24 protein-coding genes are annotated in these 25,015 nt (G+C 62.5%); all 24 read right to left on the bottom strand.

From position 1 onward, the window contains the following. Nucleotides 1-49: 49 nt before the first annotated feature. Nucleotides 50-1,366, bottom strand: a complete 1,317-nt coding sequence (gene flhF, locus TU82_RS01405) for a flagellar biosynthesis GTPase FlhF (protein WP_057721360.1) — start codon at nt 1,364-1,366, stop codon at nt 50-52. Nucleotides 1,367-1,378: 12 nt separating this feature from the next. Beyond that, on the bottom strand, nt 1,379-3,493 hold the full coding sequence (flhA, locus tag TU82_RS01400; RefSeq protein ID WP_057721359.1) for a flagellar biosynthesis protein FlhA: 2,115 nt from the start codon (nt 3,491-3,493) through the stop codon (nt 1,379-1,381). 1,366 nt (nt 3,494-4,859) lie between these two features. Continuing rightward, nucleotides 4,860-5,996 (bottom strand): flagellar biosynthesis protein FlhB, encoded by a 1,137-nt coding sequence (gene flhB / locus TU82_RS01390; RefSeq protein ID WP_057721357.1) that lies wholly within the window; start codon nt 5,994-5,996, stop codon nt 4,860-4,862. A gap of 3 nt (nt 5,997-5,999) precedes the next feature. Beyond that, nucleotides 6,000-6,785, bottom strand: coding sequence for a flagellar biosynthetic protein FliR (fliR, locus tag TU82_RS01385; protein WP_057721356.1), 786 nt, complete (start codon nt 6,783-6,785; stop codon nt 6,000-6,002). Between the two features lie 4 nt (nt 6,786-6,789). Further along, the gene (gene fliQ, locus TU82_RS01380) at nt 6,790-7,059 is read right to left on the bottom strand and encodes a flagellar biosynthesis protein FliQ (protein WP_057721355.1); all 270 of its coding nucleotides are present in this window, start codon (nt 7,057-7,059) and stop codon (nt 6,790-6,792) included. Between the two features lie 4 nt (nt 7,060-7,063). After that, nucleotides 7,064-7,807: a flagellar type III secretion system pore protein FliP gene (gene fliP / locus TU82_RS01375; protein ID WP_003192937.1), complete on the bottom strand. Its 744-nt coding sequence runs from the start codon at nt 7,805-7,807 to the stop codon at nt 7,064-7,066. Further along, a complete protein-coding gene (gene fliO, locus TU82_RS01370; RefSeq protein WP_057721354.1) occupies nt 7,807-8,241 on the bottom strand; it encodes a flagellar biosynthetic protein FliO in 435 nt (144 codons plus the stop codon). Before fliO ends, fliP begins: the two co-directional genes overlap by 1 nt. Before the next feature lies 1 nt (nt 8,242). Then, nucleotides 8,243-8,710, bottom strand: a complete 468-nt coding sequence (fliN, locus tag TU82_RS01365) for a flagellar motor switch protein FliN (protein WP_057721353.1) — start codon at nt 8,708-8,710, stop codon at nt 8,243-8,245. Between the two features lie 34 nt (nt 8,711-8,744). Further along, entirely contained in the window at nt 8,745-9,713 is a 969-nt protein-coding gene (gene fliM / locus TU82_RS01360) for a flagellar motor switch protein FliM (protein ID WP_010166091.1), read from the bottom strand. Between the two features lie 9 nt (nt 9,714-9,722). After that, complete coding sequence (gene fliL / locus TU82_RS01355) at nt 9,723-10,223, bottom strand: flagellar basal body-associated protein FliL (RefSeq protein ID WP_057721352.1); 501 nt, start codon at nt 10,221-10,223, stop codon at nt 9,723-9,725. A gap of 210 nt (nt 10,224-10,433) precedes the next feature. Then, nucleotides 10,434-11,741 carry a flagellar hook-length control protein FliK gene (locus TU82_RS01350; protein ID WP_057721351.1) on the bottom strand — a complete coding sequence of 436 codons (1,308 nt, stop codon included), beginning with the start codon at nt 11,739-11,741 and terminating at the stop codon, nt 10,434-10,436. A gap of 82 nt (nt 11,742-11,823) precedes the next feature. After that, complete coding sequence (locus TU82_RS01345; protein WP_057721350.1) at nt 11,824-12,168, bottom strand: Hpt domain-containing protein; 345 nt, start codon at nt 12,166-12,168, stop codon at nt 11,824-11,826. Nucleotides 12,169-12,198: 30 nt separating this feature from the next. Continuing rightward, entirely contained in the window at nt 12,199-13,917 is a 1,719-nt protein-coding gene (locus TU82_RS01340; RefSeq protein WP_156421622.1) for an ATP-binding SpoIIE family protein phosphatase, read from the bottom strand. Beyond that, complete coding sequence (locus TU82_RS01335) at nt 13,914-14,219, bottom strand: STAS domain-containing protein (RefSeq protein WP_057721348.1); 306 nt, start codon at nt 14,217-14,219, stop codon at nt 13,914-13,916. The genes TU82_RS01340 and TU82_RS01335 overlap by 4 nt, the downstream gene beginning before the upstream one ends. Before the next feature lie 185 nt (nt 14,220-14,404). Beyond that, nucleotides 14,405-14,854, bottom strand: coding sequence for a flagellar export protein FliJ (fliJ, locus tag TU82_RS01330; RefSeq protein WP_057721347.1), 450 nt, complete (start codon nt 14,852-14,854; stop codon nt 14,405-14,407). 3 nt (nt 14,855-14,857) lie between these two features. Beyond that, a complete protein-coding gene (gene fliI / locus TU82_RS01325; RefSeq protein ID WP_057721346.1) occupies nt 14,858-16,216 on the bottom strand; it encodes a flagellar protein export ATPase FliI in 1,359 nt (452 codons plus the stop codon). Next, nucleotides 16,206-16,970, bottom strand: a complete 765-nt coding sequence (gene fliH / locus TU82_RS01320; RefSeq protein WP_057721345.1) for a flagellar assembly protein FliH — start codon at nt 16,968-16,970, stop codon at nt 16,206-16,208. The genes fliI and fliH overlap by 11 nt, the downstream gene beginning before the upstream one ends. Nucleotides 16,971-16,980: 10 nt before the next feature. Continuing rightward, the gene (fliG, locus tag TU82_RS01315; protein ID WP_057721344.1) at nt 16,981-17,997 is read right to left on the bottom strand and encodes a flagellar motor switch protein FliG; all 1,017 of its coding nucleotides are present in this window, start codon (nt 17,995-17,997) and stop codon (nt 16,981-16,983) included. Further along, the gene (gene fliF / locus TU82_RS01310) at nt 17,990-19,762 is read right to left on the bottom strand and encodes a flagellar basal-body MS-ring/collar protein FliF (protein ID WP_057721343.1); all 1,773 of its coding nucleotides are present in this window, start codon (nt 19,760-19,762) and stop codon (nt 17,990-17,992) included. The genes fliG and fliF overlap by 8 nt, the downstream gene beginning before the upstream one ends. Nucleotides 19,763-19,778: 16 nt before the next feature. Beyond that, nucleotides 19,779-20,108: a flagellar hook-basal body complex protein FliE gene (fliE, locus tag TU82_RS01305; protein ID WP_017134937.1), complete on the bottom strand. Its 330-nt coding sequence runs from the start codon at nt 20,106-20,108 to the stop codon at nt 19,779-19,781. Nucleotides 20,109-20,364: 256 nt separating this feature from the next. Next, on the bottom strand, nt 20,365-21,741 hold the full coding sequence (locus TU82_RS01295; RefSeq protein ID WP_057721341.1) for a sigma-54-dependent transcriptional regulator: 1,377 nt from the start codon (nt 21,739-21,741) through the stop codon (nt 20,365-20,367). 6 nt (nt 21,742-21,747) lie between these two features. Then, nucleotides 21,748-22,959, bottom strand: coding sequence for a sensor histidine kinase (locus TU82_RS01290; protein ID WP_057721340.1), 1,212 nt, complete (start codon nt 22,957-22,959; stop codon nt 21,748-21,750). 110 nt (nt 22,960-23,069) lie between these two features. Further along, on the bottom strand, nt 23,070-24,545 hold the full coding sequence (locus TU82_RS01285; protein ID WP_057721339.1) for a sigma-54 dependent transcriptional regulator: 1,476 nt from the start codon (nt 24,543-24,545) through the stop codon (nt 23,070-23,072). A gap of 170 nt (nt 24,546-24,715) precedes the next feature. Beyond that, nucleotides 24,716-25,012 carry a flagellar protein FliT gene (gene fliT, locus TU82_RS01280; RefSeq protein ID WP_057721890.1) on the bottom strand — a complete coding sequence of 99 codons (297 nt, stop codon included), beginning with the start codon at nt 25,010-25,012 and terminating at the stop codon, nt 24,716-24,718. Between the last annotated feature and the right edge of the window lie 3 nt (nt 25,013-25,015).

Genomic DNA, 25,015 nt, shown 5'->3' with positions numbered 1-25,015 from the left:
TCGCTTGCAGGCCATCGATGTAGGTACATTTCACGGTGTTCATCCTGCCTCATCCCACCCGTTTTGCCGGGTTGTGATAAAGGTCGGCGAACATATCGGCCATCGCTTCCTCGCTAGGCTCGTCTTGCATTTGCACGCTGACAGCACGGCTGACCAGCTGATGACGGCGCGGCAGATGCAAATCATCCGGGATCCGCGGCCCGTCGGTCAGGTAGGCGACCGGTAGTTCATGACTGATTGCCAGGCTCAACACTTCGCCCAGGCTGGCGGTTTCATCCAGTTTGGTCAGGATACAACCGGACAGGCCGCAGCGCTTATAGCTGTGGTAGGCAGCGGTAAGAACCTGTTTCTGGCTGGTGGTTGCAAGCACCAGGTAATTTTTCGACTTGATGCCACGCCCGGCCAGGCTTTCGAGCTGCATGCGCAGAGCCGGGTCGCTGGCTTGCAGGCCGGCGGTATCGATCAGCACCACGCGCTTGCGCAGCAGCGGGTCGAGGGCGTTGGCCAGGGACTGGCCCGGGTCGACGTGGGTCACCGGCACATTGAGGATGCGGCCCAGGGTCTTGAGCTGTTCCTGGGCACCGATGCGGTAGCTGTCCATGCTCACCAGCGCGATGTTCTGCGCGCCGTACTTGAGCACATAACGGGCGGCCAGCTTGGCCAGGGTGGTGGTCTTGCCCATGCCGGCGGGGCCGACCATGGCGATCACACCGCCCTCTTCCAGGGGTTCGATTTCCGGGGTGGCAATCATGCGCGCCAGGTGCGCCAGCAGCATGCGCCAGGCCTGGCGCGGCTCCTCGACTTCGGCGGTCAGCGCCAGCAGGTCACGGGACAACGGGCCGGACAGGCCGATGCGTTGCAGGCGACGCCACAGGTTGGCCTGCTGCGGCTTGCTGCCTTGCAATTGGGTCCAGGCCAGGGAACCGAGTTGCACTTCAAGCAGTTCGCGCAGGCCATTGAGTTCAAAGCGCATCGAATCGAACACGCGCTGATCGACTGCGGCGGCCTGGGCTGGCGCAGCGGGACGTGGCGGTTCGACAAACGTGGGTTCCACCAGCGGCTCGGACGCGGTCAGCGGCAGGCCGGCGAACAACTGGCGATTGGTGGTGGCGTCGCTGTCGCCGCGCATGCTCAGTTCGGCCTGGGCCGAGACGATGCGCGAAGCGGTCTTGCGCAGCTCGTCCTCAAGCTCCATGTTCGGCACGCGTGGCGCCAGGGCCTGTGGGGCGTAATCCAGGGCAGCCGTCAGCTCGACACCGCCGGCAATACGACGGTTACCGATAATCGCGGCATCGGCGCCCAGCTCATCGCGGACCAACTTCATGGCCTGACGCATATCGGCGGCGAAAAAACGCTTCACTTGCATAACCCACTACCCTCAGCCGTTGGGCCCTACTGTCGCGACGATAGTCACTTGCTTATTGTCAGGAATTTCCTGGTAAGCCAACACGTGCAAATTCGGTACTGCCAGGCGTCCAAAGCGCGACAACATCGCGCGGACCGGACCGGCCACCAGCAGAATCACCGGTTGGCCCTGCATTTCCTGGCGCTGCGCGGCTTCGATCAACGAACGCTGCAGCTTTTCAGCCATGCTTGGCTCCAGCAAAACGCCCTCTTCCTGGCCTTGCCCTGCCTTCTGAATACTATTGAGCAATATCTGTTCCAACCTTGGCTCCAAGGTGATAACAGGCAGCTCAGACTCAACGCCTACAATGCTTTGCACGATTGCGCGGGACAAACCGACGCGCACCGCCGCCACCAGCGCGGCAGTATCTTGACTCTTGGCGGCGTTGTTGGCGATGGCCTCGGCAATGCTGCGAATATCGCGTACCGGCACTTGTTCGGCGAGCAGGGCCTGCAGCACCTTGAGCAATTGCGACAGCGACAGCACGCCCGGCACCAGCTCTTCGGCCAGTTTCGGCGAGGCCTTGGCCAGCAGGCCCATCAATTGCTGGACTTCCTCGTGGCCGATCAGCTCGTGGGAGTGCTTGTAGAGAATCTGGTTGAGGTGGGTGGCGACCACGGTGCTGGCGTCGACCACGGTGTAACCCAGCGATTGCGCCTGGCTGCGCTGGCTGACTTCGATCCACACCGCTTCCAGGCCGAAAGCCGGATCTTTGGCGGTAATGCCGTTGAGCGTACCGAACACTTGCCCTGGGTTGATCGCGAGCTCCCGGTCCGGGTAGATCTCGGCTTCGGCCAGGATCACGCCCATCAAGGTCAGGCGGTAGGCGCTGGGGGCCAGGTCGAGGTTGTCGCGGATATGCACGGTGGGCATCAAAAAGCCCAGGTCCTGGGACAGTTTCTTGCGCACGCCCTTGATCCGCGCCAGCAACTGGCCGCCCTGGTTGCGGTCCACCAGCGGAATCAGGCGGTAGCCGACTTCCAGGCCGATCATGTCGATCGGGGTCACGTCGTCCCAGCCCAACTCCTTGGTTTCCTGGGCGCGGGCCGGGGATGGCAGCAATTCCTGCTGGCGTGCGACCTCTTGCAAGGCCTGGACCTTGACCGCATTCTGCTTTTTCCAGAACAGGTAGGCTCCGCCACCCGCCAGTGCTGCCATGCTCAGGAACGAAAAATGGGGCATGCCCGGCACGATGCCCATGACGGCCATGATGCCTGCGGCCACCGCCAACGCCTTGGGCGAGGCGAACATCTGGCGGCTGATCTGCTTGCCCATGTCTTCGGAGCCCGACGCACGGGTCACCATGATCGCGGCGGCTGTGGATAACAACAGTGATGGCAATTGCGCCACTAAACCGTCACCAATGGTCAGCAAGGCGTACACCTTGCCCGCATCGCCAAAGGTCATGCCGTGCTGGAACATACCCACGGCCACACCGCCGATCAGGTTGATGAACAGGATCAACAGGCCGGCGATGGCGTCACCACGTACGAATTTGCTGGCGCCGTCCATGGAGCCGTAGAACTCGGCCTCCTGGGCGACTTCCGCCCGGCGGGCCTTGGCCTGGCCTTGGTCGATCAGGCCGGCGTTGAGGTCGGCGTCGATGGCCATCTGCTTGCCGGGCATCGCATCCAGGGTAAACCGCGCGCTCACCTCGGAAATCCGCCCGGCGCCCTTGGTCACCACCACGAAGTTGATGATCATCAGGATCGCGAACACCACGATACCGACCACGTAGTTGCCGCCGATCACCACTTCACCGAAGGCCTGGATCACCTTGCCGGCGGCGGCGTGACCGTCCTGGCCGTGGAGCATCACCACCCGCGTGGAAGCTACGTTCAATGCCAGGCGCAGCAGGGTCGCCACCAGCAGAATCGTCGGGAACACCGCGAAATCCAGTGGTCGCAAGGCGTACACGCACACCAGCAGCACCACCACCGACAGGGCGATGTTGAAGGTGAAGAACACGTCGAGCAGGAACGGCGGCATCGGCAACATCATCATTGCCAGCATCACCAGCAACAGCAACGGCACACCCAGGTTGCCCCGCGACAGGTCTGTCAGGGTGCCACGGGCCGTGCTGAGCATTTGAGAGCGATCTACCACCGGTATTCCTCGTGTCCTTGAAGCAAAGTTTTGACGCCGGGAGGCGTCCTGGAAGCGGTATTGCAAGAAGCCTTCCAACTTTTGTCCTGTGGCTGGGATGACTTTGCCAGCGACCAAATCTACTGGATGCAATCAATTCAAATGTGGGAGGGGGCTTGCCCCCGATAGCGGTGGTTCAGTGATGAATTGATTGACTGATACACCGCCATCGGGGGCAAGCCCCCTCCCACATTTGGTTTTGTGTGCAGCCGGGCAATGCCGAGGAAATTTCCGACATGGATTTGGGGTTGCCCCTAGGAAACTCGCTCTCTAGTCACCGTACACCGCTGCAAACGCAGCGGACGGGCGCAGGACTGACGAGCACCGCAAGCAGCGGTTGACACGGTCCACCTGTGGGAGGGGGCTTGCCCCCGATGGCGGTGTATCAGGCAATAGATTCATTTGATCGTCCCCACGCTCTGCGTGGGAATGCCGCCTGGGACGCTCCGCTTCCCGCCATCCGTGCACGGCTCAAGCCCTGAGCACGTTGTGACGCAGAGCGTCACAGGCTGCATTCCCACGCGGGAGCGTGGGAACGATCAACTTCACTTAAGACCCGGTTCACCTGGGCTGCACTGCTTGACGGGCAACGCATAGATCCCCTTAGGTCGATGAACCATTTGAAACTCCATGCGCTTACCAAACCAAAGCGCGGTGCAGCGCCAGTCTTCCCCATTGATAAACACATCCTCTCCCCCGCAATCAGGTTTGATCAACCAATCACCCCTGGTCCAAACGAAGTATCTGACAGTCCCCGTAGCCACCTTCAATCCCGCTCTCCCTGCATCTCGTGTACTACATGCGCGCAGTCTCTGGTGTGTAAATGAAACCGTGGCAAACCCACGCTTGGCTACTGTCAAAGTTGACAGGTAGACGCGGGTCGACGATGGGTGGTAGGCAGGCGAGGTAGCGGATCATGCATCCGAAGGCTTTTGGCGCTTGCGCAAGGTTCGCGGATTGGGAGGCGCCTGCGGGGATTCAATGTTTTTGATGGCTGTCGACTGAACGGCAACCTCATTGCCATCGCGATCCAGAGCCTTGAAGCCAATGCCCTTGACCGCATCGCACCACCTGACCGTGCCCCTGCCCATCGCCGCCTCCCGAGCCGCGCATGGCTGCGCGGCTCATCGCTGTATCAAACAGTGAAGGCGGCGTTATGGCTACTGTCAAAGTTGACAGGCAGACCGCACACCTCTGTAGGAGCGAGCTTGCTCGCGAAGGCGGGTAACGATAACGCAGGGAGTCAGGATGAACGCGGCGACGGTGAGTTTTTCGCGAGCAAGCCCGCTCCTGCAGTGAGCAGCAGCGTTCAGGAATCGCGACGCAAATCCGGCGGGATCGGCAGGTCCTTGAGCGGATCAGGCCGCTTGCCCTTGCCCGCCCGGTATTGGCGGATCTGGTAGACGTAGGCCAACACCTGGGCCACCGCCAGGTACAACCCGGCGGGGATTTCCTGGTCCAGATCCGTGGAGTAGAAAATCGAGCGTGCCAGCGCCGGCGATTCCAGCAGCAGAATGTCGTTGGCCACGGCGATTTCGCGGATTTTCAGCGCGGTGAAGTCGCTGCCCTTGGCCAGCAGCATCGGCGCGCCGCCCTTCTCCGGGTCGTACTTGAGGGCCACGGCGTAGTGGGTCGGGTTGGTGATGATTACATCAGCGTCGGGCACCGAGGCCATCATCTTGCGCTGGGACATTTCCCGCTGCAGTTGGCGGATGCGCTGCTTGACCTCCGGGCGCCCTTCCTGGTCCTTGTGTTCGTCGCGCACTTCCTGCTTGGTCATCAGCAGTTTCTTGTGGCTTTCCCACAACTGGATCGGCGCGTCCACCGCCGCGATGATGATCAACCCGGCGGACATCCACAACGCGCTCCAGCCCACCACTTGCAGGCTGTGGATGATCGCCGACTCCAGCGGTTCATGGGCGATGCGCAGCAGGTCGTCGATGTCAGACGACAATACCGCCAGCGCCACGAACAGAATCAGGATGAATTTGGCCAACGCCTTGAGCAGCTCTACAAGGGCCTTGGTGGAAAACATGCGCTTGAGCCCGGCGCCCGGGTTCATGCGGCTGAACTTGGGGGCCATGCTGCCGGCGGCAAACAGCCAGCCACCAAGGGCGACCGGGCCGATCAGCGCGGCCAGCAGCAACGTGATCAGAATCGGCTGCACCGCCAGCAGCGCGATCTTGCCTGAATGCAGCAGGTACTGGCCCATGGAGTCGGGGTTGAGCAATACCTCCCGGGGCAGAGTGAAGTTGTGCTTCATCAGCTCCAGCAAGTCCAGCGCCAAGCCACCGCCATAGATCAGCAAGGCACCGGCGCCGGCCATCATGGTTGCAACGGTATTGAGCTCTTTGGAGCGTGCGATCTCGCCCTTTTCCCTGGAGTCCTTTTTACGTTTCTCCGTGGGGTCTTCTGTCTTGTCCTGACCACTCTCGCTCTCGGCCATGGCTCAGCGCGCCCGTGCCAGGTCACGCAAGAACTGCAGGGCTTCGGTCGCCAGCGGTTGATACTGATTGAGAATGTCAGCCAGGCCGACCCAGAAAATCCCCATGCCCATCACCAGCGTCAAGGGGAAGCCAATCGAGAAAATGTTCAACTGTGGCGCTGCGCGGGTCATCACGCCAAACGCGATGTTGACCACCAGCAGCGCGGTGACCGCCGGCAGCACCAGCAGCAAGGACGCGCCCAGCACCCAGCCGAGGCGGCCTACCAGCTCCCAGAAATGGTTGACCACCAGCCCCGAGCCCACCGGCAAGGTGGTGAAGCTTTCGGTGAGCACCTCGAACGCCACCAGATGGCCGTTCATGGCCAGGAACAGCAAGGTCACCAACATGGTCAGAAACTGCCCGATCACTGCCGCCGACACACCGTTGGTGGGGTCGACCATGGACGCAAAGCCCATGCCCATCTGGATCGAGATGATTTGCCCGGCAATCACAAACGCCTGGAAGAACAGGCTCAGGGAAAAGCCCAGCATGGCGCCGATCAGGATCTGTTCGGCAATCAGCAGCAGCGCACTGAGGTCCAGGGCGTTGACCGGCGGCATCGGCGGCAGCCCAGGCACGATCACGACCGTGATGGCCACCGCGAAATACAGGCGCACGCGCCGTGGTACCAGGGTGGTGCCGAACACCGGCATGGCCATCAACATGGCCGTGACGCGAAACAGCGGCAGGATGAACGAGGCCACCCAGGTACTGATCTGGGTGTCGGTCAAAGCCAACAAGGACTGCATCCGCTCAGCCGATCAACTGCGGAATACTGCCGTACAGCTGCAGGATGTATTCCATGAAGGTTTGCACCAGCCACGGGCCGGCGACGATCAGGGTGATCAGCATCACCAGCAGGCGCGGCAGGAAGCTCAGGGTCTGTTCGTTGATCTGGGTGGCGGCCTGGAACATCGCCACCAGCAGGCCGACCAGCAGGCTCGGCACCACCAGCACGGCGACCATCAGGGTGGTCAGCCACAGCGCTTCACGGAACAGGTCGACGGCAACTTCCGGGGTCATAACCCTATACCCCCCCGAAACTGCCGGCCAGGGTGCCGATAATCAGCGCCCAGCCGTCCACCAGCACAAACAGCATGATCTTGAACGGCAGCGAGATAATCAGCGGCGACAGCATCATCATCCCCATGGCCATCAGCACGCTCGCCACCACCAGGTCGATGATCAGGAACGGGATGAAGATCATGAAGCCGATCTGGAACGCGGTCTTCAATTCCGAGGTGACGAAGGCCGGCACCAGAATGGTCAGCGGCGCCTGGTCCGGGGTGGCGATGTCGGTACGCTTGGACAGGCGCATGAACAACTCGAGGTCGCTGGAGCGGGTCTGCGACAGCATGAAGTCCTTGATCGGGCCCTGGGCCTTGTCGATCGCGTCCTGTGCCGTGAGCTTTTCCGCGAGGTAAGGCTGCAGGGCCTGCTGGTTCACCTTGTCGAAGACCGGCGCCATGATGAACAGCGTCAAGAACAGCGCCATGCCGGTGAGGATCTGGTTCGACGGCGTCTGTTGCAGGCCCAGGGCCTGGCGCAGGATCGAGAACACAATGATGATCCGCGTGAAGCTGGTCATCAGCATGACGAACGCCGGAATGAAACTCAGCGCGGTCATGATCAGCAGGATCTGCAGGCTGACCGAGTACTCCTGTGCGCCGGCCGCATTGGTGCCCAGGGTGATCGCCGGGATCGACAACGGGTCGGCGCCCAGTGCCATCGGCGCTGCCAGCAACAGCATGAGCGTCAATAAAACGCGCATTACTTCTTATCCTTCTGATCCTTGCCCAGCAATTCCATCAGGCGCTGAGCGAATTCTGGCGTGGCGGCCTCGGTCTTGGCCGCGTCCACCGGGGTCTTGAGTACGTGCAACGGGGTAATGCGCCCGGGGGTGATGCCGAGCAGGATCTGCTCCTCGCCCACCTGCACCAGCACCAGCCGGTCCCGCGGGCCGAGGGCACGCGAGCCGACCAGCTCGATCACCTGGGCATTGCCCGGGCCGATACGCTGCACGCGGCGCATCAGCCAGGCCAGCACAAAGATCAGGCCGATCACCAGCAACAGGCCGAGCAGCAACTGCGTCAATTGCCCGCCGACGCTGCCGACCGCAGGGGCCGCCGCCGCTTGCGCGACCGGTTCGGCCGCCAGCGCGCTCAATGGCAGCGCCAGCCACAGTCCCGCCATCGAGTACTTCATTTCAGCGCAACTTCTTGATGCGTTCGCTCGGGCTGATCACGTCGGTCAGGCGGATGCCGAACTTTTCGTTGACCACCACCACTTCGCCATGGGCGATCAACGTGCCGTTGACCAGCACGTCCAACGGCTCGCCGGCCAGGCGGTCCAGCTCGATCACCGAGCCCTGGTTGAGCTGCAGCAGGTTGCGGATATTGATTTCGGTGCTGCCCACTTCCATGGAAATCGACACCGGAATGTCCAGGATCACATCCAGGTTCGGGCCGTCGAGGCTCACCGGGTCGTTGTTTTTCGGCACGCTGCCGAATTCTTCCATCGTCAGGCGCTTGCCGGCCGGCGCGGAGGCGGCGTCGGCGGCCAGCAGCGCATCGATATCGTCCTGGCCGACATCGCCGGTTTCTTCCAGGGCCGCAGCCCACTCGTCAGCCAGGGCCTGGTCTTCGGCGGAAGTGTTTTCGTGTTCGGTAGCCATTACATGTCCTCGGCGTAGCAAAAATGAATGTTGATCAGCGGCGGTTGATCGGTTCGATCACTTGCAACGCCAGGTTGCCTTTGTGAGAGCCGAGCTTGACCTTGAACGACGGCACGCCGTTGGCGCGCATGATCAGTTCTTCCGGCAATTCCACGGGGATCACGTCCCCCGGCTGCATGTGCAGAATGTCGCGCAGGCGCAGCTGGCGACGGGCGACGGTGGCGCTCAGGGGCACATCGACGTCCAGCAAGTCTTCGCGCAGGGCCTTGACCCAGCGTTCGTCCTGGTCGTCGAGGTCGGACTGGAAACCGGCGTCGAGCATTTCGCGCACCGGCTCGATCATCGAGTACGGCATGGTCACGTGCAGGTCGCCGCCGCCGCCATCGAGTTCGATGTGGAAGGTGGATACCACAATGGCTTCGCTCGGCCCGACGATGTTGGCCATGGCCGGGTTCACTTCCGAGTTGATGTACTCGAAATTGACTTCCATGATCGCCTGCCAGGCTTCCTTCAAGTCGATGAAGGCCTGCTCCAGCACCATGCGCACCACCCGCAGTTCGGTGGGGGTGAATTCGCGGCCTTCAATCTTGGCGTGACGACCGTCGCCGCCGAAGAAGTTGTCCACCAGCTTGAACACCAGCTTGGCGTCGAGGATGAACAACGCGGTGCCGCGCAGCGGCTTGATCTTGACCAGGTTGAGGCTGGTGGGCACGTACAGCGAGTGCACGTATTCACCGAACTTCATCACCTGCACGCCGCCTACCGCCACGTCCGCCGAGCGGCGCAGCATGTTGAACATGCTGATGCGGGTGTAACGGGCGAACCGTTCGTTGATCATTTCCAGGGTCGGCATGCGTCCACGGACGATGCGATCCTGGCTGGTCAGGTCGTAACTTTTGACGCTGCCGGGCTCGGCAGCCATTTCGGTCTGTACCAGACCATCGTCGACGCCATGCAGCAGCGCGTCGATTTCATCCTGGGACAGCAGGTCTTGCACGGCCATGTCGTGATCCTACTGCAATACGAAGTTAGTGAAGAGCGCCTGCTCGACCACGACTTTGCCGAGCTCTTTCTGGGCCACTTCCTGCACGCTGGCAGTGACCTTCTGGCGCAGCATTTCCTGGCCAACCGGCGTGGCCAGGCTGTCGAAGCTCTGGCCCGAGAACAGCATCACCAGGTTGTTGCGGATCACCGGCATGTGCACTTTGAGCGCGTCCAGGTCGGCCTGGTTGCGCGCCAGCAAGGTGATGCTCACCTGCAAGTAGCGTTGGCGGCCGTTCTGATTGTAGTTGGCGACAAAGGCCGGCAGCATCGGTTCGAAGATTGCCGGTTGCTTGACGTTAGTGGCGGTGTCGGCGGCGGGTGCCGGCTTGCTTGCATTGCTGTGCATGATGTACCAGGTGCCGCCAACCGAGGCGCCAATGGCCAGGAGCAGGCCCAGCACAATCAGCAGGATCAGCTTGAGCTTGCCTTTGCCTGCGGGGGGAGTTGCTGCGTCGTCGCTCTTCGCCATGCCAATAATCCGTCACTATTCGGGGATTCATAGATCTACGGATAGGCAAGAGCAAGTGTTATGCCAGAGTTGTCTGAGAAGCCAGCAACACAAACCAATGTGGGAGGGGGCTTGCCCCCGATAGCAGTGTGTCAGTCAACAAATCTGTCGCTGATACACCGCCATCGGGGGCAAGCCCCCTCCCACATTTGGATCTTCATTTGATTCGGTTCAGGCGTAGTAGTCGACGGCGCTGGAGCCGATCACGGTCTGTGTCACCGGCGCAACGGCCTCAGCCACCTCCACCTGGCCGCCACTGTCACCGCCGCGTCCTGCCCTGGCGCTCACACCCCGCGCCTGGCCCTGCTGTTGCTGCTGTTCCTGCCCCCGGGACTGGTCGGACACGTTCACATCCACCTGCCCCATGCCCTGCTGGGCGAACATCTCGCGCAAGCGGCCGGACTGGCTTTCCAGCGCTTCACGCACCACCGCATGGCCGCTCATGAAAGTCACCTGGGCCTGCTGGTCGGGCGTCATGTTGACCTTGATATCCAGGCGTCCCAGTTCGGCCGGCTGCAATTGGATTTCGGCCGATTTGAGGCTGGCGCTGGAGAGGTACATCACGCGGTTGACCACTTCTTCGGTCCAGCCGCTCTGGTGCATGGCCAGCGGGGCGTTGACTACGGGTGGCAAGGCGTTGGCGGTTTTCGGCGTGGCGGCCTGGGTCAGCGCGGCCAGGCGGTTGGCGAAGTCGTCCACGCGGGTGTCGCTGCCGGCGTCCTTGAGGTCCTTGAGGCCGTCATCGATCAGCGCGCCGAAGGCTTTGTCGCCGCCGGTGTCGGTGCTGTCCTTGGTGGCTTGTTGATCGACCATGGTGGCCAGGCCGGTCGCAAAATTCTGCGCAGCGGTCGGTTGATCCTGAGGCGTGGTGGGCGCCGTTTTCTGCGGTGCCTGGCTGCTGGCCGACACATGACCGCCCTGCTCCATCGCCAGGCGCACGGCAGGCATGGCGTCCAGCGGGTCGGCTGCGGGGTCGAAGGCCGGCGACTTGGCCTCATCGACCACGGCGACGGCGGCAGCGGCAGCCACCGGTCGGGGCGTGTCATCCTCCACGGCACCCGCAGGTACCAGGGTTTGCAGCGGGACGGCGACGGGTGTGACCGCGGCAATCAAGGCCGGATCGACCGGCGTATCGGTCGGGGCCTGTTGCGTCAGGGACGGGTCGACGGGTGTGTCGTCGGCCGCTTTGTCGGTGTCGGCCGCTTTATCGGTGTCGGACGGCTTGGCAGGCAAGGGATTGCCGCTATCGGCAAGCGCCGGCGTGCTGGCGGCAGCGGTGTCGTCCGCCGCTGCAGGCGCCGATTTTCCCGGGGCGCTGTCGGTTTTCAGCGCCGGTTTGGCGCCCTGGTTGGCGAACACTTGAGCGAAGCCAGGGCCCTTGTCCCGTGGGTCCGCAGCCGCTGCCGCAGGGGCGGCGACAGGCGCTTGAGGCTTGGCCGCAGGGGCAGCCTGAAGAAGCGAATTGGGCGCGACTGGCATAGGTAAAGGTCTCCACTGCATGGGAACGGGGATGCAGTACCTGGAGATAGAGCAAGAGTCGGGCCAGGTTTGCAGCGAAGGCTTACGCGCTGAAACGCTGGCGCTCCGATTCGTACAGCGGCTTGACCAGCGCGAACTCGTGATCAATCTGGTCAACCAATGCGCCCAGATCCGATGCGGGCTCGTCGGACTCAGCTTCCAATCGCTGACACAACTGCGCCAGGCGCACCGCGCCCAGGTTGCCACTGCTGCCCTTGAAGCTGTGCGCTATGCGCCCCAGCGCCTTGGCGTCGTCGCGCGCCGTGCGCAACGCTTCGATGCGCTTTTGTGAATCATCGAGAAAGGTTTCCAGCAACTTGGGATACTCACCTTCCATGACCTCTTGCAAACCCGACAACACCTCCGGGTCCAGATGTAGATCAACCACTTGCTCGCTCCTTGATCAAGAATTGACGGATTATGCCAGAGCCTTCCAGCAAAACTCCACGCAGACGCAGCGCCCGCCATCGGACCAGCGTACGTCGCCGCTCAGTTGACGCACCAGGTTCAAGCCACGGCCGGACAGACGGTCAGCGTTCAACGGCCGCGCCAGCACTTCGTCAACATCGAAACCCGGCCCGCTGTCCTCGACACGCAAGGTCATCTTGCCGCCCTGCGCAGTCGGGGTCACCTGCACATGCACGCGGATATGGCCGCTGTTCAAGTGCGCCAGCCGCTCATTGCGCAGGCGGTAATACTGCGCAAACCCTTCGGCGTCGCGCTTGAGCTGTGAATCCAGGCCCAGTACGCCATGCTCGAGGGCATTGGCATACAACTCGGCCATCACCGTATAGAGCGCACCGCTCTGCTCACGCAGGCCATGGACCTCCAGCAGCAATTGCAGCAGATACGGCAATGGGTTGTAGCGCCTGAGGGTCTGCGCGCGAAATTCGAAACTCACCGACCAATTCAGCGGGCACGACTGGCCACTGTCGGAATACATAGGTTCGGCCATGCGCAGCGGCTGGCCGGACAGCAAGGTGATTTCAACCATGCTGACGTCGTCCCGCGCCTCACCGCGAAAGGCCGCCAACGCCTGCTCGATCTCCTCGAACAGGCGGTCGGGCTCGCGGTTGGCGGCAAACACCTGCTGCAAACGCTCGGCGCCGAATAACTGGTCATTGGCGTCGGCGGTGTCCAGCACCCCGTCGGAAAGCAGGAACACCCGGTCGCCCAAGGCCATGGGCCAGACTTCGGTGCTGTCAACGAATGCCTGGGCCGACAGCACGCCCAACGGCAGATGCCGCGACATCAACGGCGTGCGCTTGCCGGTGACGACCTCATGCACATAGCCCTCGGGCATGCCGCCGTTCCACACTTCCACCACGCGCCGCTCGGTGCTCAGGCACAACAGGGTGGCGCAGCAGAACATGTCCACCGGCAGGATGCGTTTGAGCTTGGCGTTCATCTCGCGCAGGATCTGCGCCAGCCCATAGCCCTTGGCGGTCATGCCGTAGAACACTTCGGCCAGGGGCATGGCACCGATAGCGGCCGGCAGGCCGTGGCCGGTGAAATCGCCGAGCAACACGTGCATGTCACCGGACGGCGTATAGGCCGCCAGCAACAAGTCCCCGTTGAACAGCGCATAGGGCGATTGCAGGTAGCGGATATTCGGCGCCGCGTTGATGCAACCCGAATGCGCGACCTTGTCGAACACGGCCTTGGCGGCGCGCTGCTCATGTAACAGGTAATCATTGTGCCGGGCGATCTGGTCACGTTGCTGCAGCACCATGGCTTGTAACCGCCGCAGGCGGTCCATGGCGTTGATCTTGGCGGCCAGGATCAGCTGGTTGTAGGGCTTGGGCAGAAAATCGTCGCCACCGGCATCCAGGCACTCGGCCAGTGCGGCGTTTTCGCGCAGCGAGGTCAGGAAGATGATGGGGACCAACTGCTCGCCCGCCAACTGCTTGATCCAGCGTGCAGCGAGAAAACCATCCATCACCGGCATCATCGCGTCCATCAACACCAGTTGCGGGCGCTCGCGCGCAAACACTTCAACGGCCTGCTCGCCATTGGTCGCGGTGAGCACATGGTGACCCTGACGCCGCACGATGGTCGACAACAACAGCAAGTCGGCGGCACTGTCTTCGGCAATCAGGATGGTCAGCGGCTCGGACAAGGGGGCCAGGACTCTCACGAGATATCGAACAGCTTGTCGAAATTGGAAATGGCGAGGATCTTGCGCACGTCGGGGCTGCTGTTGCTGACGCGCACTTGCGACTCATCGCCACCGGCATGGTCCCGGAGCAGCAGCAGCATGCCCAGGGCCGAGCTGTCCATGTAGGTGGTTTCCTTAAGATCGACCACATACGACTCGGGCACCTTGTAGTAACGCTCGTAAGCCTCGCGAAATGCCTGGTGGCTGCCGAAATCGAACCGGCCCTTGATTGAAATCGTCAACTTCTTCCCGTCCAGGGATACTTCTGACTCGATTGACATGTGACTGCTTCCTTGTCATGGGTCTGTGCAACAAGGTTTAGCAGGCGAACCCGATCTGAGCAACACAGCAAATCAAATGTGGGAGGGGGCTTGCCCCCGATAGCAGTGTGCCAGTCAAGAAATCCTCAGCTGATACACCGCAATCGGGGCAAGCCCCCTCCCACATTTTTTTCCTGCTGCGTTGGTTAGAACTGTTCCTGGCGGGGAAGGCGTTGGGACAATTCATCCAGCAACTTTTGCTCGCGCTTGTCTTCAATCGCACGCGCTTCATCGATATAACGCTGCACCAGCTTGCGCAACCCTTCGACGCGGGCGAACGCCGCCTGCCAGCTTTCGCGGGCCTTGTCGAGGTTGTTCTGGTGCCAGGCCAGGCTCTGGCGCTGCTGGCCGACGGCGGTTTCCAGCTGATTGAGAAAGCCCTGGTACCCCATCAGCCACTGGCCGGACACGCCCTTGCTGCCGCGCTCGATCCACTGCTGTTGGTACTCAAGGCGAAAGCGCTCCAGGTCGCCCAGCTTGCTTTCCGCCAGGCGCACCTGGCCCTGGAAATACCCCAGGCGCTGCACGGCGGCTTTTTCGGCCTTTTCGGCCATGTCCACCACCGGGGCCAGGCGCGCGGCGCGGCTGTTGGCCATGGCTTAGCCGCCTGGCGCGGGGGCGAAGATGGACTGCAGATGCGCTTCGCTTTCGCCCATGCTGATCTTGTCGTTGAGGCCCTGGCGCAGGTAGGTCACCAATTGCGGTTGCAGGGCAATGGCCAGGTCGGTCTCGCGATCGCCACCGGCCACATAGGCACCGACGCTGATCAGGTCGCGGCTCTGCTGGTAACGCGACCACAACTGCTTGAAGTATTGCGCGCGGGCCATGTGTTCCGGCGTGACCACCGCCGGCATCACCCGGCTGATGGACGCTTCGATATCGATGGCCGGATAGTGCCCCTCTTCGGCCAGGCGCCGCGACAGCACGATGTGCCCGTCGAGCACGCCCCGCGCCGAGTCGGCAATCGGGTCCTGCTGGTCATCGCCTTCGGACAATACGGTGTAGAACGCGGTGATCGAGCCCCCGCCCGCCTCGGCGTTACCGGCACGCTCCACCAGCTTGGGCAGCTTGGCGAACACCGACGGCGGATAACCTTTAGTCGCGGGCGGTTCGCCGATGGCCAGGGCGATCTCGCGCTGGGCCTGGGCGAAACGCGTGAGCGAGTCCATCAGCAACAGGACATTCTTGCCCTTGTCGCGAAAATATTCGGCGATGCGTGTGCAGTACATGGCGGCGCGCAGGCGCATCAGCGGCGCGTCGTCCGCAGGCGACGCCACCACCACCGAGCGCTTGAGGCCTTCTTCACCCAGGCTGTGCTCGATGAATTCCTTGACCTCACGGCCGCGCTCGCCGATCAGCCCGACCACGATGATGTCGGCCTCGGTAAAGCGCGTCATCATGCCCAGCAGCACCGACTTACCCACACCGGTACCGGCGAACAGGCCCAGGCGCTGGCCGCGACCGACCGTCAATAAACCGTTGATGCTGCGAATGCCCACGTCCAGCGGCACGCTGATGGGGTTGCGGTTGAGCGGGTTGATGGTGGGGCCGTCCATCGGCACCCAGTCCTCGGCCTTCATACCGCCCTTGCCATCCAGCGGACGGCCGGCGCCGTCGAGCACGCGCCCGAGCATGCTGATGCCCATCGGCAAGCGCCCGGTATCGGCCAATGGCACCACGCGGGCACCCGGGGCGATACCGGCGAGGCTGCCCACCGGCATCAGGAAAATCTTGTTGCCGGAAAAGCCCATCACTTCGGCTTCGACCTGCACCGGGTGGTAGCTGTCGTCGTTGATCACCATGCAGCGGCTGCCCATGGCGGCGCGCAAGCCCTCGGCTTCGAGGGTCAGGCCGACCATGCGCAACAGGCGCCCTTCGAGGATCGGCTGGCCGGGCAACTGCGTGGCCTCGGCGTAGCTGTCCAGGCGTTTGGCGAAGCTGGTGCGATCAAGGCGCATCGGTGGCGTCCAGGTCAACGCTCAGGTCAGGCTCGGCCGGGTGCAGCGCCTGTTCATGCAACTGGTCGAGCAGCTTGGCCATGATCTGGCTGATGCGGGTTTCCACCGTGGCATCGATACGGCTGTGCTCGGTTTCGACGCGACAACCGCCGGGCTGCAGCGCGGCGTCCTCGACGATGCGCCAGGTTTCTTCATGGCGCTCGCGCAAGGCTTTGACCTGCTCGAAATCCTGCGGATTGATGTACAGCCGCACATTGCCCACGCCCAGGGGCAGCAGCTTGAGGGCTTCGCGCATCACGCTTTCGATCTGGCTCGAATCAAGCACCAGTTCGCGCTGGATCACTTGGCGCGTGATGTGCTGCACCAGGCCGACCATGGATTTTTCCAGCTGCGAGTCCTGTTCGGCGATGGGGTCGAACAGGCTGCCCATCAAGCGCTCCAGGCTGCTCAGCTTGACGCTGAGCGCCTCTTCGGCTTCCTGGCGGACCTTGAGGGTGGTGCTGCGAAAGCCATCTTTTTCACCCGCCGCGAAGCCTTCGTTGTAGGCCTCCTGGCGGATGGCTTCCAATTCTTCTAGGGTCAGCGGCTGGACTTCGTCCAGCGGCACTTCTTCCATTTGTGCCGGTGGTTCTTCCACCGGTTCAGGCTCCGGTTCCGGCACGTGGGGGTCGAAGCTGGGCAACGACCAGATGTCGAACCCGCCGACATCCCGCGCGCGAATCAGATCGCTGGGCGTCTCATCTTTGTTCGACATGCAGGGCGCCTTAGATCATTTCTTCGCCGCCCTTCCCGCCGAGAACGATTTCTCCGGCTTCGGCCATACGGCGGGCAATGGTGAGGATTTCTTTCTGCGCGGTTTCCACGTCGCTGACGCGTACCGGGCCCTTGGCTTCGAGGTCGTCGCGCAACAGTTCGGAGGCGCGCTTGGACATGTTCTTGAAGATCTTTTCCTTGACGCCCTCGTCCGAGCCCTTGAGCGCCAGCACCAGCACGTCGGAGGACACTTCGCGCAGCAACGCCTGGATGCCACGGTCGTCGACATCGGCCAGGTTGTTGAACACGAACATCAGGTCTTCGATCTGGCCGGACAGGGTGTCGTCGATCTCGCGGATCGAGTCCATCAACTGGCCTTCGACCGAGCTGTCGAGGAAGTTCATGATGTCGGCCGCCCGCTTGATGCCGCCCAGGGTGGTGCGCGAGGCGTTCGAGTTGCCGGAGAACTGTTTCTCCAGAATCGTGTTGAGTTCCTTGAGCGCCGCCGGCTGCACGGTGTTGAGCGACGACACGCGCAGAATGATGTCCAGGCGCACTTTATGGTCGAAGTGGCCGAGCACTTCACCGGCCTGGTCCGGGTCCAGATAGGCGACGACGATGGCCTGGATCTGCGGGTGCTCGTAGCGGATCACGTCGGCGACCGCGCGCGGCTCCATCCACTTGAGGCTGTCCAGGCCACTGGTGTTGCCACCGAGCAGAATGCGGTCGATCAGGCCGTTGGCCTTGTCTTCGCCCAGGGCCGAGGTGAGCATCTTGCGAATGTAGCTGTCGGAGCCGACGCCCAGGCTGGTCTGGTCGCCGACGATCTCGACGAACTCGCTCATCACCTGCTCGACTTGCTCGCGGTGCACATTGCGCATCTGCGCCATGGCCACGCCCACGCGCTGGACCTCTTTGGGCCCCATGTGGCGCAGCACTTGGGCAGCATCGGTTTCGCCCAGCGACAGCAGCAGCACGGCGGCTTTGTCGACCCGGGAAAGCTTGGCCACAGCGACTCGATCATTCATCAGCGTTAATCCACTCTTTCACGACCTGGGCCACACGGCCCGGGTCTTCTGCCACCAGACTCTTGATTGCGTTCAACTGAGCGTCATAGCCTTCGCTCGGGCTTGGCAACAGGATGCTTTGCGGGCCGCCCAGGCTGACGCGGTCGTTGGCCAACTCGCCGTCCAGGCCACCCATGCCGCCCAATTCGACGTCGCCGCCGGCCAGGGCCAGTTGTTTCTTGTTGCCGCCGGTGATGTTGTTGAGCACCGGGCGCAGCACGCCGAACACCAGCACCAGGATGAACAACACCCCCAGCACTTGCTTGACGATGTCCCAGAACCACGGCTGGGTGTAGAACGCCGGATCCGCGATCACTTCACCGCGCTCGGCGGAGAACGGCATGTTGATCACGCTGACGCTGTCGCCACGGCTGGCGTCGAAACCGACGGCGTCCTGCACCAGGCGGGTGAAACGCGCCAATTCGTCGGCGCTCCACGGCGCGCGGGTAACGGCGCCGTCAGCGGCGTTGACCTTGACCTGGTCATCGACCACCACCGACACCGACAGGCGATTGATCTTGCCCTGCTGCTGCTTGGTGTGGCTGATGGAGCGGTCGAGCTCGAAGTTCTTGGTGGACTGGTTACGTTTGTCCGCCGGGTACGGTGCGAGCATCGGCTGGCCGGTGGCCGGGTCCATGATCTGTTGACCGTTGGCGTCCAGCAGCGGTTGGCCAGCGGCGATCGCGCCGGCAGTGGCAGCGGCGCCACCGGTGGTTTGCGGTGCCGAAGCCGGTGCCGGTGGCTGGTTGCTCAGGGCACCCGGCACGCCTTGCGGACCATTGCTGGCGGTGCGTTGTTCGCTGGTGGACTGCTCGCTGCGCAGGGCGGGCTGGTCCGGGTTGAATTGCTCGGATGTCGATTCGACGGCGCTGAAATCCACGTCGGCGGACACTTCGGCCTTGTAGCGGTCGTTGCCCAGCACCGGTTGCAGGATGTTGTGCACGCGCTGGGTGAGCATGCTTTCCATGCGGCGGCTGTAATCGAACTGCTTGCCGGCCTGGGTCAGCGCGGAGTTTTCGGCCATGTCGGAGAGCAGGTTGCCCTTCTGGTCGACCACAGTGATTTGCGACTTGCTCAGTTCGGGAACGCTGGTGGCCACCAGGTTGATGATCGCCATCACCTGGCCAGGCTCAAGGGAGCGGCCGGAAAACAGCTCGACCAGCACCGAGGCGCTGGGCTTGCGTTCGTCACGCACGAACACCGAGCTTTTCGGAATTGCCAGGTGCACACGGGCACCCTTGACGTTATTCAAGCTGGAGATGGTGCGCGCCAGTTCGCCTTCCAGGCCGCGACGGTAGCGGGTGGCTTCCATGAACTGGCTGGTACCCAGGCCCTGGTCCTTGTCGAGGATTTCAAAGCCGATGTTGCTGTCGGACGGCGTCACGCCGGCGGCCGCCAGTTTCATGCGCGCCCGCGCCACATCATCGGCCTTGACCAGCAAGGCACCGGAGTTGGGCTCCACGGTGTAGGCGATGTCGGCGGCGGCGAGGGTTTCCATGATCTGCTTGGAATCCATGCCCGCCAGACTGCCGTACAGCGGCCGGTAATCAGGTTGCTGCGACCACAGCACCACGGCAAAACCAATCGCCACGCTGGCAGCCAGGCCGACCATCAGGCCCACCTGACGCAACATGGTCATTTCGGAGAGATTTTCCAGGAACGACAGGCCAAACAGCGGCGGTTTACCGTCTACCTTGGCGGGTACGTTGTCGATTGCTTCAGCCATGAGTTAACTCTCGCCCTTAAACCGGCATCTGCATGATGTCTTGATAAGCCTGGACCAGCTTGTTACGCACTTGGGTCAAGGCCTGGAAGGACACACTGGCCTTTTGCGAAGCGACCATCACATCGGTGAGGTCCACGCCGCTTTTACCGATCTCGAACGCCGTCGCCAGCTGGCTGGAGGCCTGCTGGGTATCGCTGACTTTATTGATTGCCTGACCGAGCATGTCGGCAAAACTGCTTTGGCCCAATTCCGGCGCTGGCGCGACGGATTTCGGTTGAGCCATGGCATCCATTTGCATGGAGCGCATATCCAACATCAACCGATTGAACTCAATACCCTGGCTCATGAACTTCTCTCTCCGACGACCCGCAATTTTTTGACACTACGCAGCGGTTACCAGGGGGAGGTGCAACAAGGGTGCCAGCTCTGTAGCAACTCGTAAGAAAAGGCGACAAAGCTTGTCGACCTTGTTACCGCACGGTTTTGTAGGAGCGAGCTTGCTCGCGAAAAACTCATGGACGCCGCGTATATCCAGGAAGCGCGCGTTATCGTTGACGTTTTTCGCGAGCAAGCTCGCTCCTACAAACGGCATTCGCGCGAAGTCAGGTGGCGAACAGATACGCTTCCACGTCCATTCCGGCGTCGCGCATCTGCGCCAGCTTGTAGCGCAGGGTGCGCGGGCTGATGCCGAGACGTTCGGCCGCTTCCTTGCGACGGCCGCGCTCGGCACGCAGGGTGTCGATGATCATCTGGAATTCACGGCGGCGCAGGTCATCACCCAGGGCGCCGGCCGACTCCGTTTCGGCGGGGAGCGGTGCAGGCGCCAGGCTCGGCAACGGCGCCACGCCACTGCCCATGGCCAGACAGAAATCCTGGGGTTGGATCAAGCCGCCCTGCTGCAGGATCAGCGCGCGCTGGATCGCATTGTCGAGCTCGCGCACATTGCCGGGCCACGGATAAGCGACCAGGCAGGCCTGGGCCTCGGCCGACAACCGCGCCTGGGCGTGCTTCATTTTTTTGACGTGGTTGTTCAGCAGGCGCTCGGCCAGGGGAATGATATCCGCCGGGCGTTCGCGCAACGGGCGCCAGGCCAGGGGGAACACCGACAGGCGGTAGAACAAGTCTTCACGAAAGCGCCCCGCCGCCACTTCGCCGGCCAGGTCGCGGTTGGTGGTGGCAACCACGCGGATGTCCAACTGGATCGGCTTGCGCGCGCCCACCCGCTCCACTTCGCGCTCCTGCAACACGCGCAGCAACTTGGCCTGCAGGCCCAGGGGCATTTCCGAGATTTCGTCGAGCAGAATGGTGCCGCCGTCGGCCTGTTCGAACTTGCCGGCCTGGGCCGCGATGGCGCCGGTGAACGAGCCCTTTTCATGGCCGAACAGGGTGGCTTCAAGCATGTTGTCCGGGATCGCCGCGCAGTTGATCGCGATAAAGGGTTGCAGGGCTCGACTGGACTGCTGGTGGATATAGCGCGCCAACACTTCCTTGCCGGTGCCGGACTCACCCGAGATCAACACGGTGGAATCGCTGCGCGCCACGCGGGCCGCCAGTTCGAGCAATTGTGCGCTGGCCGGTTCGAAGGCAATCGGGCCATCGCCCTCCACCGTCGAAATGACGCCAAGCGCATGCCGCGCCACCAGCTCGATCAACGCCTTGGGTTCGAACGGCTTGACCAGATAATCCGCCGCGCCCTGGCGCATGGCGTCCACGGCCCGCTCCACGGCGCCATGGGCGGTCATCAGCAGCACCGGCAATTGCGGCTGGCGCGCGCGCAGCAGGGCGAGCAGTTGGTGACCGTCCATGCCGGGCATGTTCACGTCGCTGACCACCAGGCTGAAGGTTTCCCGCTCCACCGCTTCCAAGGCTTCCTCGGCAGAGCCGACCGCGCGGTAGTCATGGCCCGCCAGCAGCAGCGTGTCAGCCAATGCTTCACGCAGGGCGCGATCGTCTTCAACCAGTAAAACCTTGATAGTCATGATCCTTTACTCCGCGCTTGCCGCGCTGGAAAACAGCGGCAAGGTCATCAATGCACAGGTGCCGCGCCCCAGGCGGGAGCGCAGCTGCAATTCTCCCTGATGGGCGCGTGCCACTGCCTTGACCACGGTCAGGCCCAGGCCGGTGCCGTTGGTCTTGGTGGTGAAAAACGGCTCGCCCAGGCGTTGCAGCACGGCCGGCGCGATGCCGCTGCCGCTGTCGCTGATGCACAGGCGCAGGGTTTGCTCACGAGCGTAGAGGTGAACCTTGAGCCGCGCCCCCGGGCCGCTGGCCTGGGTGGCGTTTTCGATCAGGTTGAGCAGCGCGCCGACCAGGGTGTCGCGATTGCACAGCAATTCGCCCTGATGGCTGTCGCATTGCCAGCGCAGGCTGGCGCCCTCGGTATGGGTGGCCGCCGCCGCTTGCAGGGCTTGCATCAACCCGGCCGGGGTCACGCGATCGGTCAACGGCAATTCGCCGCGGGCAAATACCAGCATGTCGCGCACCTGGTGCTCCAGCTCGTGCAGGCGCTCCTTGAGGCGCCCGGCAAAGCGCTGGTGGGTGGCCGCCGGCAATTGCTCATCAGTCAAATGACTGGCGTAGATCAATGCCGCCGACAGCGGTGTACGGATCTGGTGCGCCAGGGACGCGACCATGCGCCCCAACGACGACAAACGCTCATGACGCGCCAGTTGGTCCTGCAGATGACGGGTTTCCGTCAGGTCGTTGAGCAGCACCAACTGGCCCGGTTCGGCATCCAGGGAACGGGTGGCAATGGACAGGCGACGCCCGTCTTTGAGCGACACTTCGTGGCCGTCATCCTCGCGCGGCGCGAAGCAGCGGGTGATGACGTGGCGCCACAGCTCGCCCTCCAGCGGCAGGCCGAGCAGGTCGCAGGCCGCCGGGTTGGCTTCGCGCACGCGGCCCTGGTCGTCGATGACGATCACGCCACCGGGCAACAGCGAGAGCAGGTTCTGCAGGCGGTTGGCCAGGCGTTCTTTTTCCGCCAGCTCCTGCATGCGCTGGGCGCTGACCACCGCCAGTTCGCCTTTAAGCTCGGACACCCGGGCTTCAAGCAGGCTGTAGGAATCGGTCAGCTGGCTCGACATCTGGTTGAATTGCGAGAACGCCTGCTCAAGACCCTGGCGGGTCGGCGGTTCTACAGGCGAGACCAGCCCCTGGATGGCAGGGGCTGCAGATAGTTGGGCGGCGTGGGGCATCGTGCTCTCTCGCTTGGCTGACCGTCAGTTAAACGGAACGTTGCGAGGGCTATAGCAATACCCGTGCCGAAAAAAATCTACTTATAAATCAAGACGCTGAAAAACACGCGTCAATCATCCGCCTGTTCATCCCCTTCTTTGCGGCTCATGCCGTACTTGCGCATCTTCTCCACCAGGGTGGTGCGACGGATACGCAGGCGTTCGGCGGCGCGGGCGACGATGCCATTGGCGTCATCCAACGCCTGCTGGATCAGGCCTTGTTCCAGGTTGCCGAGGTAGTCCTTAAGGTCAAGCCCTTCGGGCGGCAGCATGGCCGTGGCGCCGAAGTCCGGCGTATGGCCGTTGATCGCCACGCGCTCTTCCATGTCACTGCGCAGGCTGTCGACCATCTGCTCGTCTTCATCGTCGACGTAGCGAAATTTCTTCGGCAACTCGACCACGCCGATCACACCGTAGGGGTGCATGATCGCCATGCGCTCCACCAGGTTGGCCAGCTCGCGCACGTTGCCCGGCCAGCCGTGGCGGCACAGCGACATGATGGCGGCGGAGTTGAAACGGATGGAGCCGCGTTTTTCGTGCTCCATGCGTGAGATCAGTTCGTTCATCAGCAACGGGATGTCTTCCACGCGCTCACGCAGCGGGGCCATCTCGATCGGGAAGACGTTGAGGCGGTAGTACAGGTCTTCGCGGAAGCTGCCGACCTCGATCATGCTTTCAAGATTCTTGTGGGTGGCGGCGATGATGCGCACGTCCACGCTCTGGGTCTTGTTGCTGCCCACGCGCTCGAAGGTGCGCTCCTGCAACACGCGCAGCAACTTGACCTGCATCGGCAGCGGCATGTCGCCGATTTCGTCGAGAAACAGCGTGCCGCCGTTGGCCAGCTCGAAACGCCCGGCACGGCTGGTGATCGCCCCGGTAAAGGCGCCCTTCTCGTGGCCGAACAATTCGCTTTCCAGCAGCTCTGCCGGGATCGCCCCGCAGTTGACCGGCACGAACGGTCCGTCGCGGCGCTTGGAGTGATAGTGCAGGTTGCGCGCGACCACTTCCTTGCCGGTGCCCGACTCGCCGAGGATCAGCACGCTGGCGTCGGTATCGGCCACTTGCTGCATCATCTGGCGCACGTGCTGGATCGCCCGGCTGGTGCCCACAAGGCTGCGGAACAGGTTGGGTTCGCGGTGACGGCCGCGCTCGCGGGCCTGGTCGTACATCTCGCGATAGACCTGGGCGCGGTGCAGGGAATCGAGCAGTTTGCTGTAGCTGGGCGGCATTTCCAGGGTGGACAGCACGCGGCGGCGCTGGTCTTCCGGCAGGTCCACGGAAGAAACTTCACCCATCAGCAACACCGGAAGGAACTCATCCCAGGTTGACAGTGTCTTTAACAAGCCCAAAACAGCGCCAGGAGCGTTTACCGTCCCGATCAGCACACAGATGACTTCACGGCTCGATGCCAGCGAGCTGACCGCCTGCTGCCAATCATGGCTACCGCAGGGCAAATTTTCTTCACCGAGAAAATTCAAAATCACCGCTAAATCGCGGCGGCGGACGCTATCGTCATCGATCAGCAGAATTTTGGTTTCACGCCACATGCAATAGCAACTTCCCTAGTAAAACTTCCTGCCCCGAAATGGGGGCAATCAAGACGTCTGTAAGATTTATTACCTACTAGACGTCTGAAATCTGAAAACAACACTAGTTAAGTCAAAAATGCTGGCACAGTCAAATATATGACGCGCCGTTCGGACCAACTGAGCCTCTATCAGCCGAACAGATGGTAGACCTTTGACGCATTTTTAGCTTGGTTGATCTGCGCCATCTCTTCGAAAATCGCCTGGCGCTCGCCGGTCGTCACCTCGAGTAACTGCTGATAAACCGCCAACAGACTCTCCAGCTTTTCCCGCAGCGCATCCTCGTCCACCGGCGCCTGGCTGAGCACGTCATCGATCACGTTGCGACAGCCCAGGTCCAGTTCGCCGATGGCGTCCCAGTTGCGCGCAGCGAGTGCGTCGACCAGGGCTTCGCGGGTTTGATCAATGCGTTGCAGTGCGTGGCTCATGAC

Origin of the sequence: Pseudomonas orientalis (assembly GCF_001439815.1) — a bacterium.
Taxonomy (GTDB): Bacteria; Pseudomonadota; Gammaproteobacteria; order Pseudomonadales; family Pseudomonadaceae; genus Aquipseudomonas; species Aquipseudomonas orientalis.
Note: the sequence above shows the minus strand (reverse complement) of the source record. Positions and strands in the feature narration are given on the sequence as shown.

Bases quoted from the DNA above. Each gene is read 5' to 3' on its own strand.
- flhF (WP_057721360.1), bottom strand. From the start codon at position 1,366: ATGCAAGTGAAGCGTTTTTTCGCCGCCGATATGCGTCAGGCCATGAAG.
- flhA (WP_057721359.1), bottom strand. From the start codon at position 3,493: ATGCTCAGCACGGCCCGTGGCACCCTGACAGACCTGTCGCGGGGCAAC.
- flhB (WP_057721357.1), bottom strand. From the start codon at position 5,996: ATGGCCGAGAGCGAGAGTGGTCAGGACAAGACAGAAGACCCCACGGAG.
- fliR (WP_057721356.1), bottom strand. From the start codon at position 6,785: ATGCAGTCCTTGTTGGCTTTGACCGACACCCAGATCAGTACCTGGGTG.
- fliQ (WP_057721355.1), bottom strand. From the start codon at position 7,059: ATGACCCCGGAAGTTGCCGTCGACCTGTTCCGTGAAGCGCTGTGGCTG.
- fliP (WP_003192937.1), bottom strand. From the start codon at position 7,807: ATGCGCGTTTTATTGACGCTCATGCTGTTGCTGGCAGCGCCGATGGCA.
- fliO (WP_057721354.1), bottom strand. From the start codon at position 8,241: ATGAAGTACTCGATGGCGGGACTGTGGCTGGCGCTGCCATTGAGCGCG.
- fliN (WP_057721353.1), bottom strand. From the start codon at position 8,710: ATGGCTACCGAACACGAAAACACTTCCGCCGAAGACCAGGCCCTGGCT.
- fliM (WP_010166091.1), bottom strand. From the start codon at position 9,713: ATGGCCGTGCAAGACCTGCTGTCCCAGGATGAAATCGACGCGCTGCTG.
- fliL (WP_057721352.1), bottom strand. From the start codon at position 10,223: ATGGCGAAGAGCGACGACGCAGCAACTCCCCCCGCAGGCAAAGGCAAG.
- TU82_RS01350 (WP_057721351.1), bottom strand. From the start codon at position 11,741: ATGCCAGTCGCGCCCAATTCGCTTCTTCAGGCTGCCCCTGCGGCCAAG.
- TU82_RS01335 (WP_057721348.1), bottom strand. From the start codon at position 14,219: ATGTCAATCGAGTCAGAAGTATCCCTGGACGGGAAGAAGTTGACGATT.
- fliJ (WP_057721347.1), bottom strand. From the start codon at position 14,854: ATGGCCAACAGCCGCGCCGCGCGCCTGGCCCCGGTGGTGGACATGGCC.
- fliI (WP_057721346.1), bottom strand. From the start codon at position 16,216: ATGCGCCTTGATCGCACCAGCTTCGCCAAACGCCTGGACAGCTACGCC.
- fliH (WP_057721345.1), bottom strand. From the start codon at position 16,970: ATGTCGAACAAAGATGAGACGCCCAGCGATCTGATTCGCGCGCGGGAT.
- fliG (WP_057721344.1), bottom strand. From the start codon at position 17,997: ATGAATGATCGAGTCGCTGTGGCCAAGCTTTCCCGGGTCGACAAAGCC.
- fliF (WP_057721343.1), bottom strand. From the start codon at position 19,762: ATGGCTGAAGCAATCGACAACGTACCCGCCAAGGTAGACGGTAAACCG.
- fliE (WP_017134937.1), bottom strand. From the start codon at position 20,108: ATGAGCCAGGGTATTGAGTTCAATCGGTTGATGTTGGATATGCGCTCC.
- TU82_RS01295 (WP_057721341.1), bottom strand. From the start codon at position 21,741: ATGACTATCAAGGTTTTACTGGTTGAAGACGATCGCGCCCTGCGTGAA.
- TU82_RS01290 (WP_057721340.1), bottom strand. From the start codon at position 22,959: ATGCCCCACGCCGCCCAACTATCTGCAGCCCCTGCCATCCAGGGGCTG.
- TU82_RS01285 (WP_057721339.1), bottom strand. From the start codon at position 24,545: ATGTGGCGTGAAACCAAAATTCTGCTGATCGATGACGATAGCGTCCGC.
- fliT (WP_057721890.1), bottom strand. From the start codon at position 25,012: ATGAGCCACGCACTGCAACGCATTGATCAAACCCGCGAAGCCCTGGTC.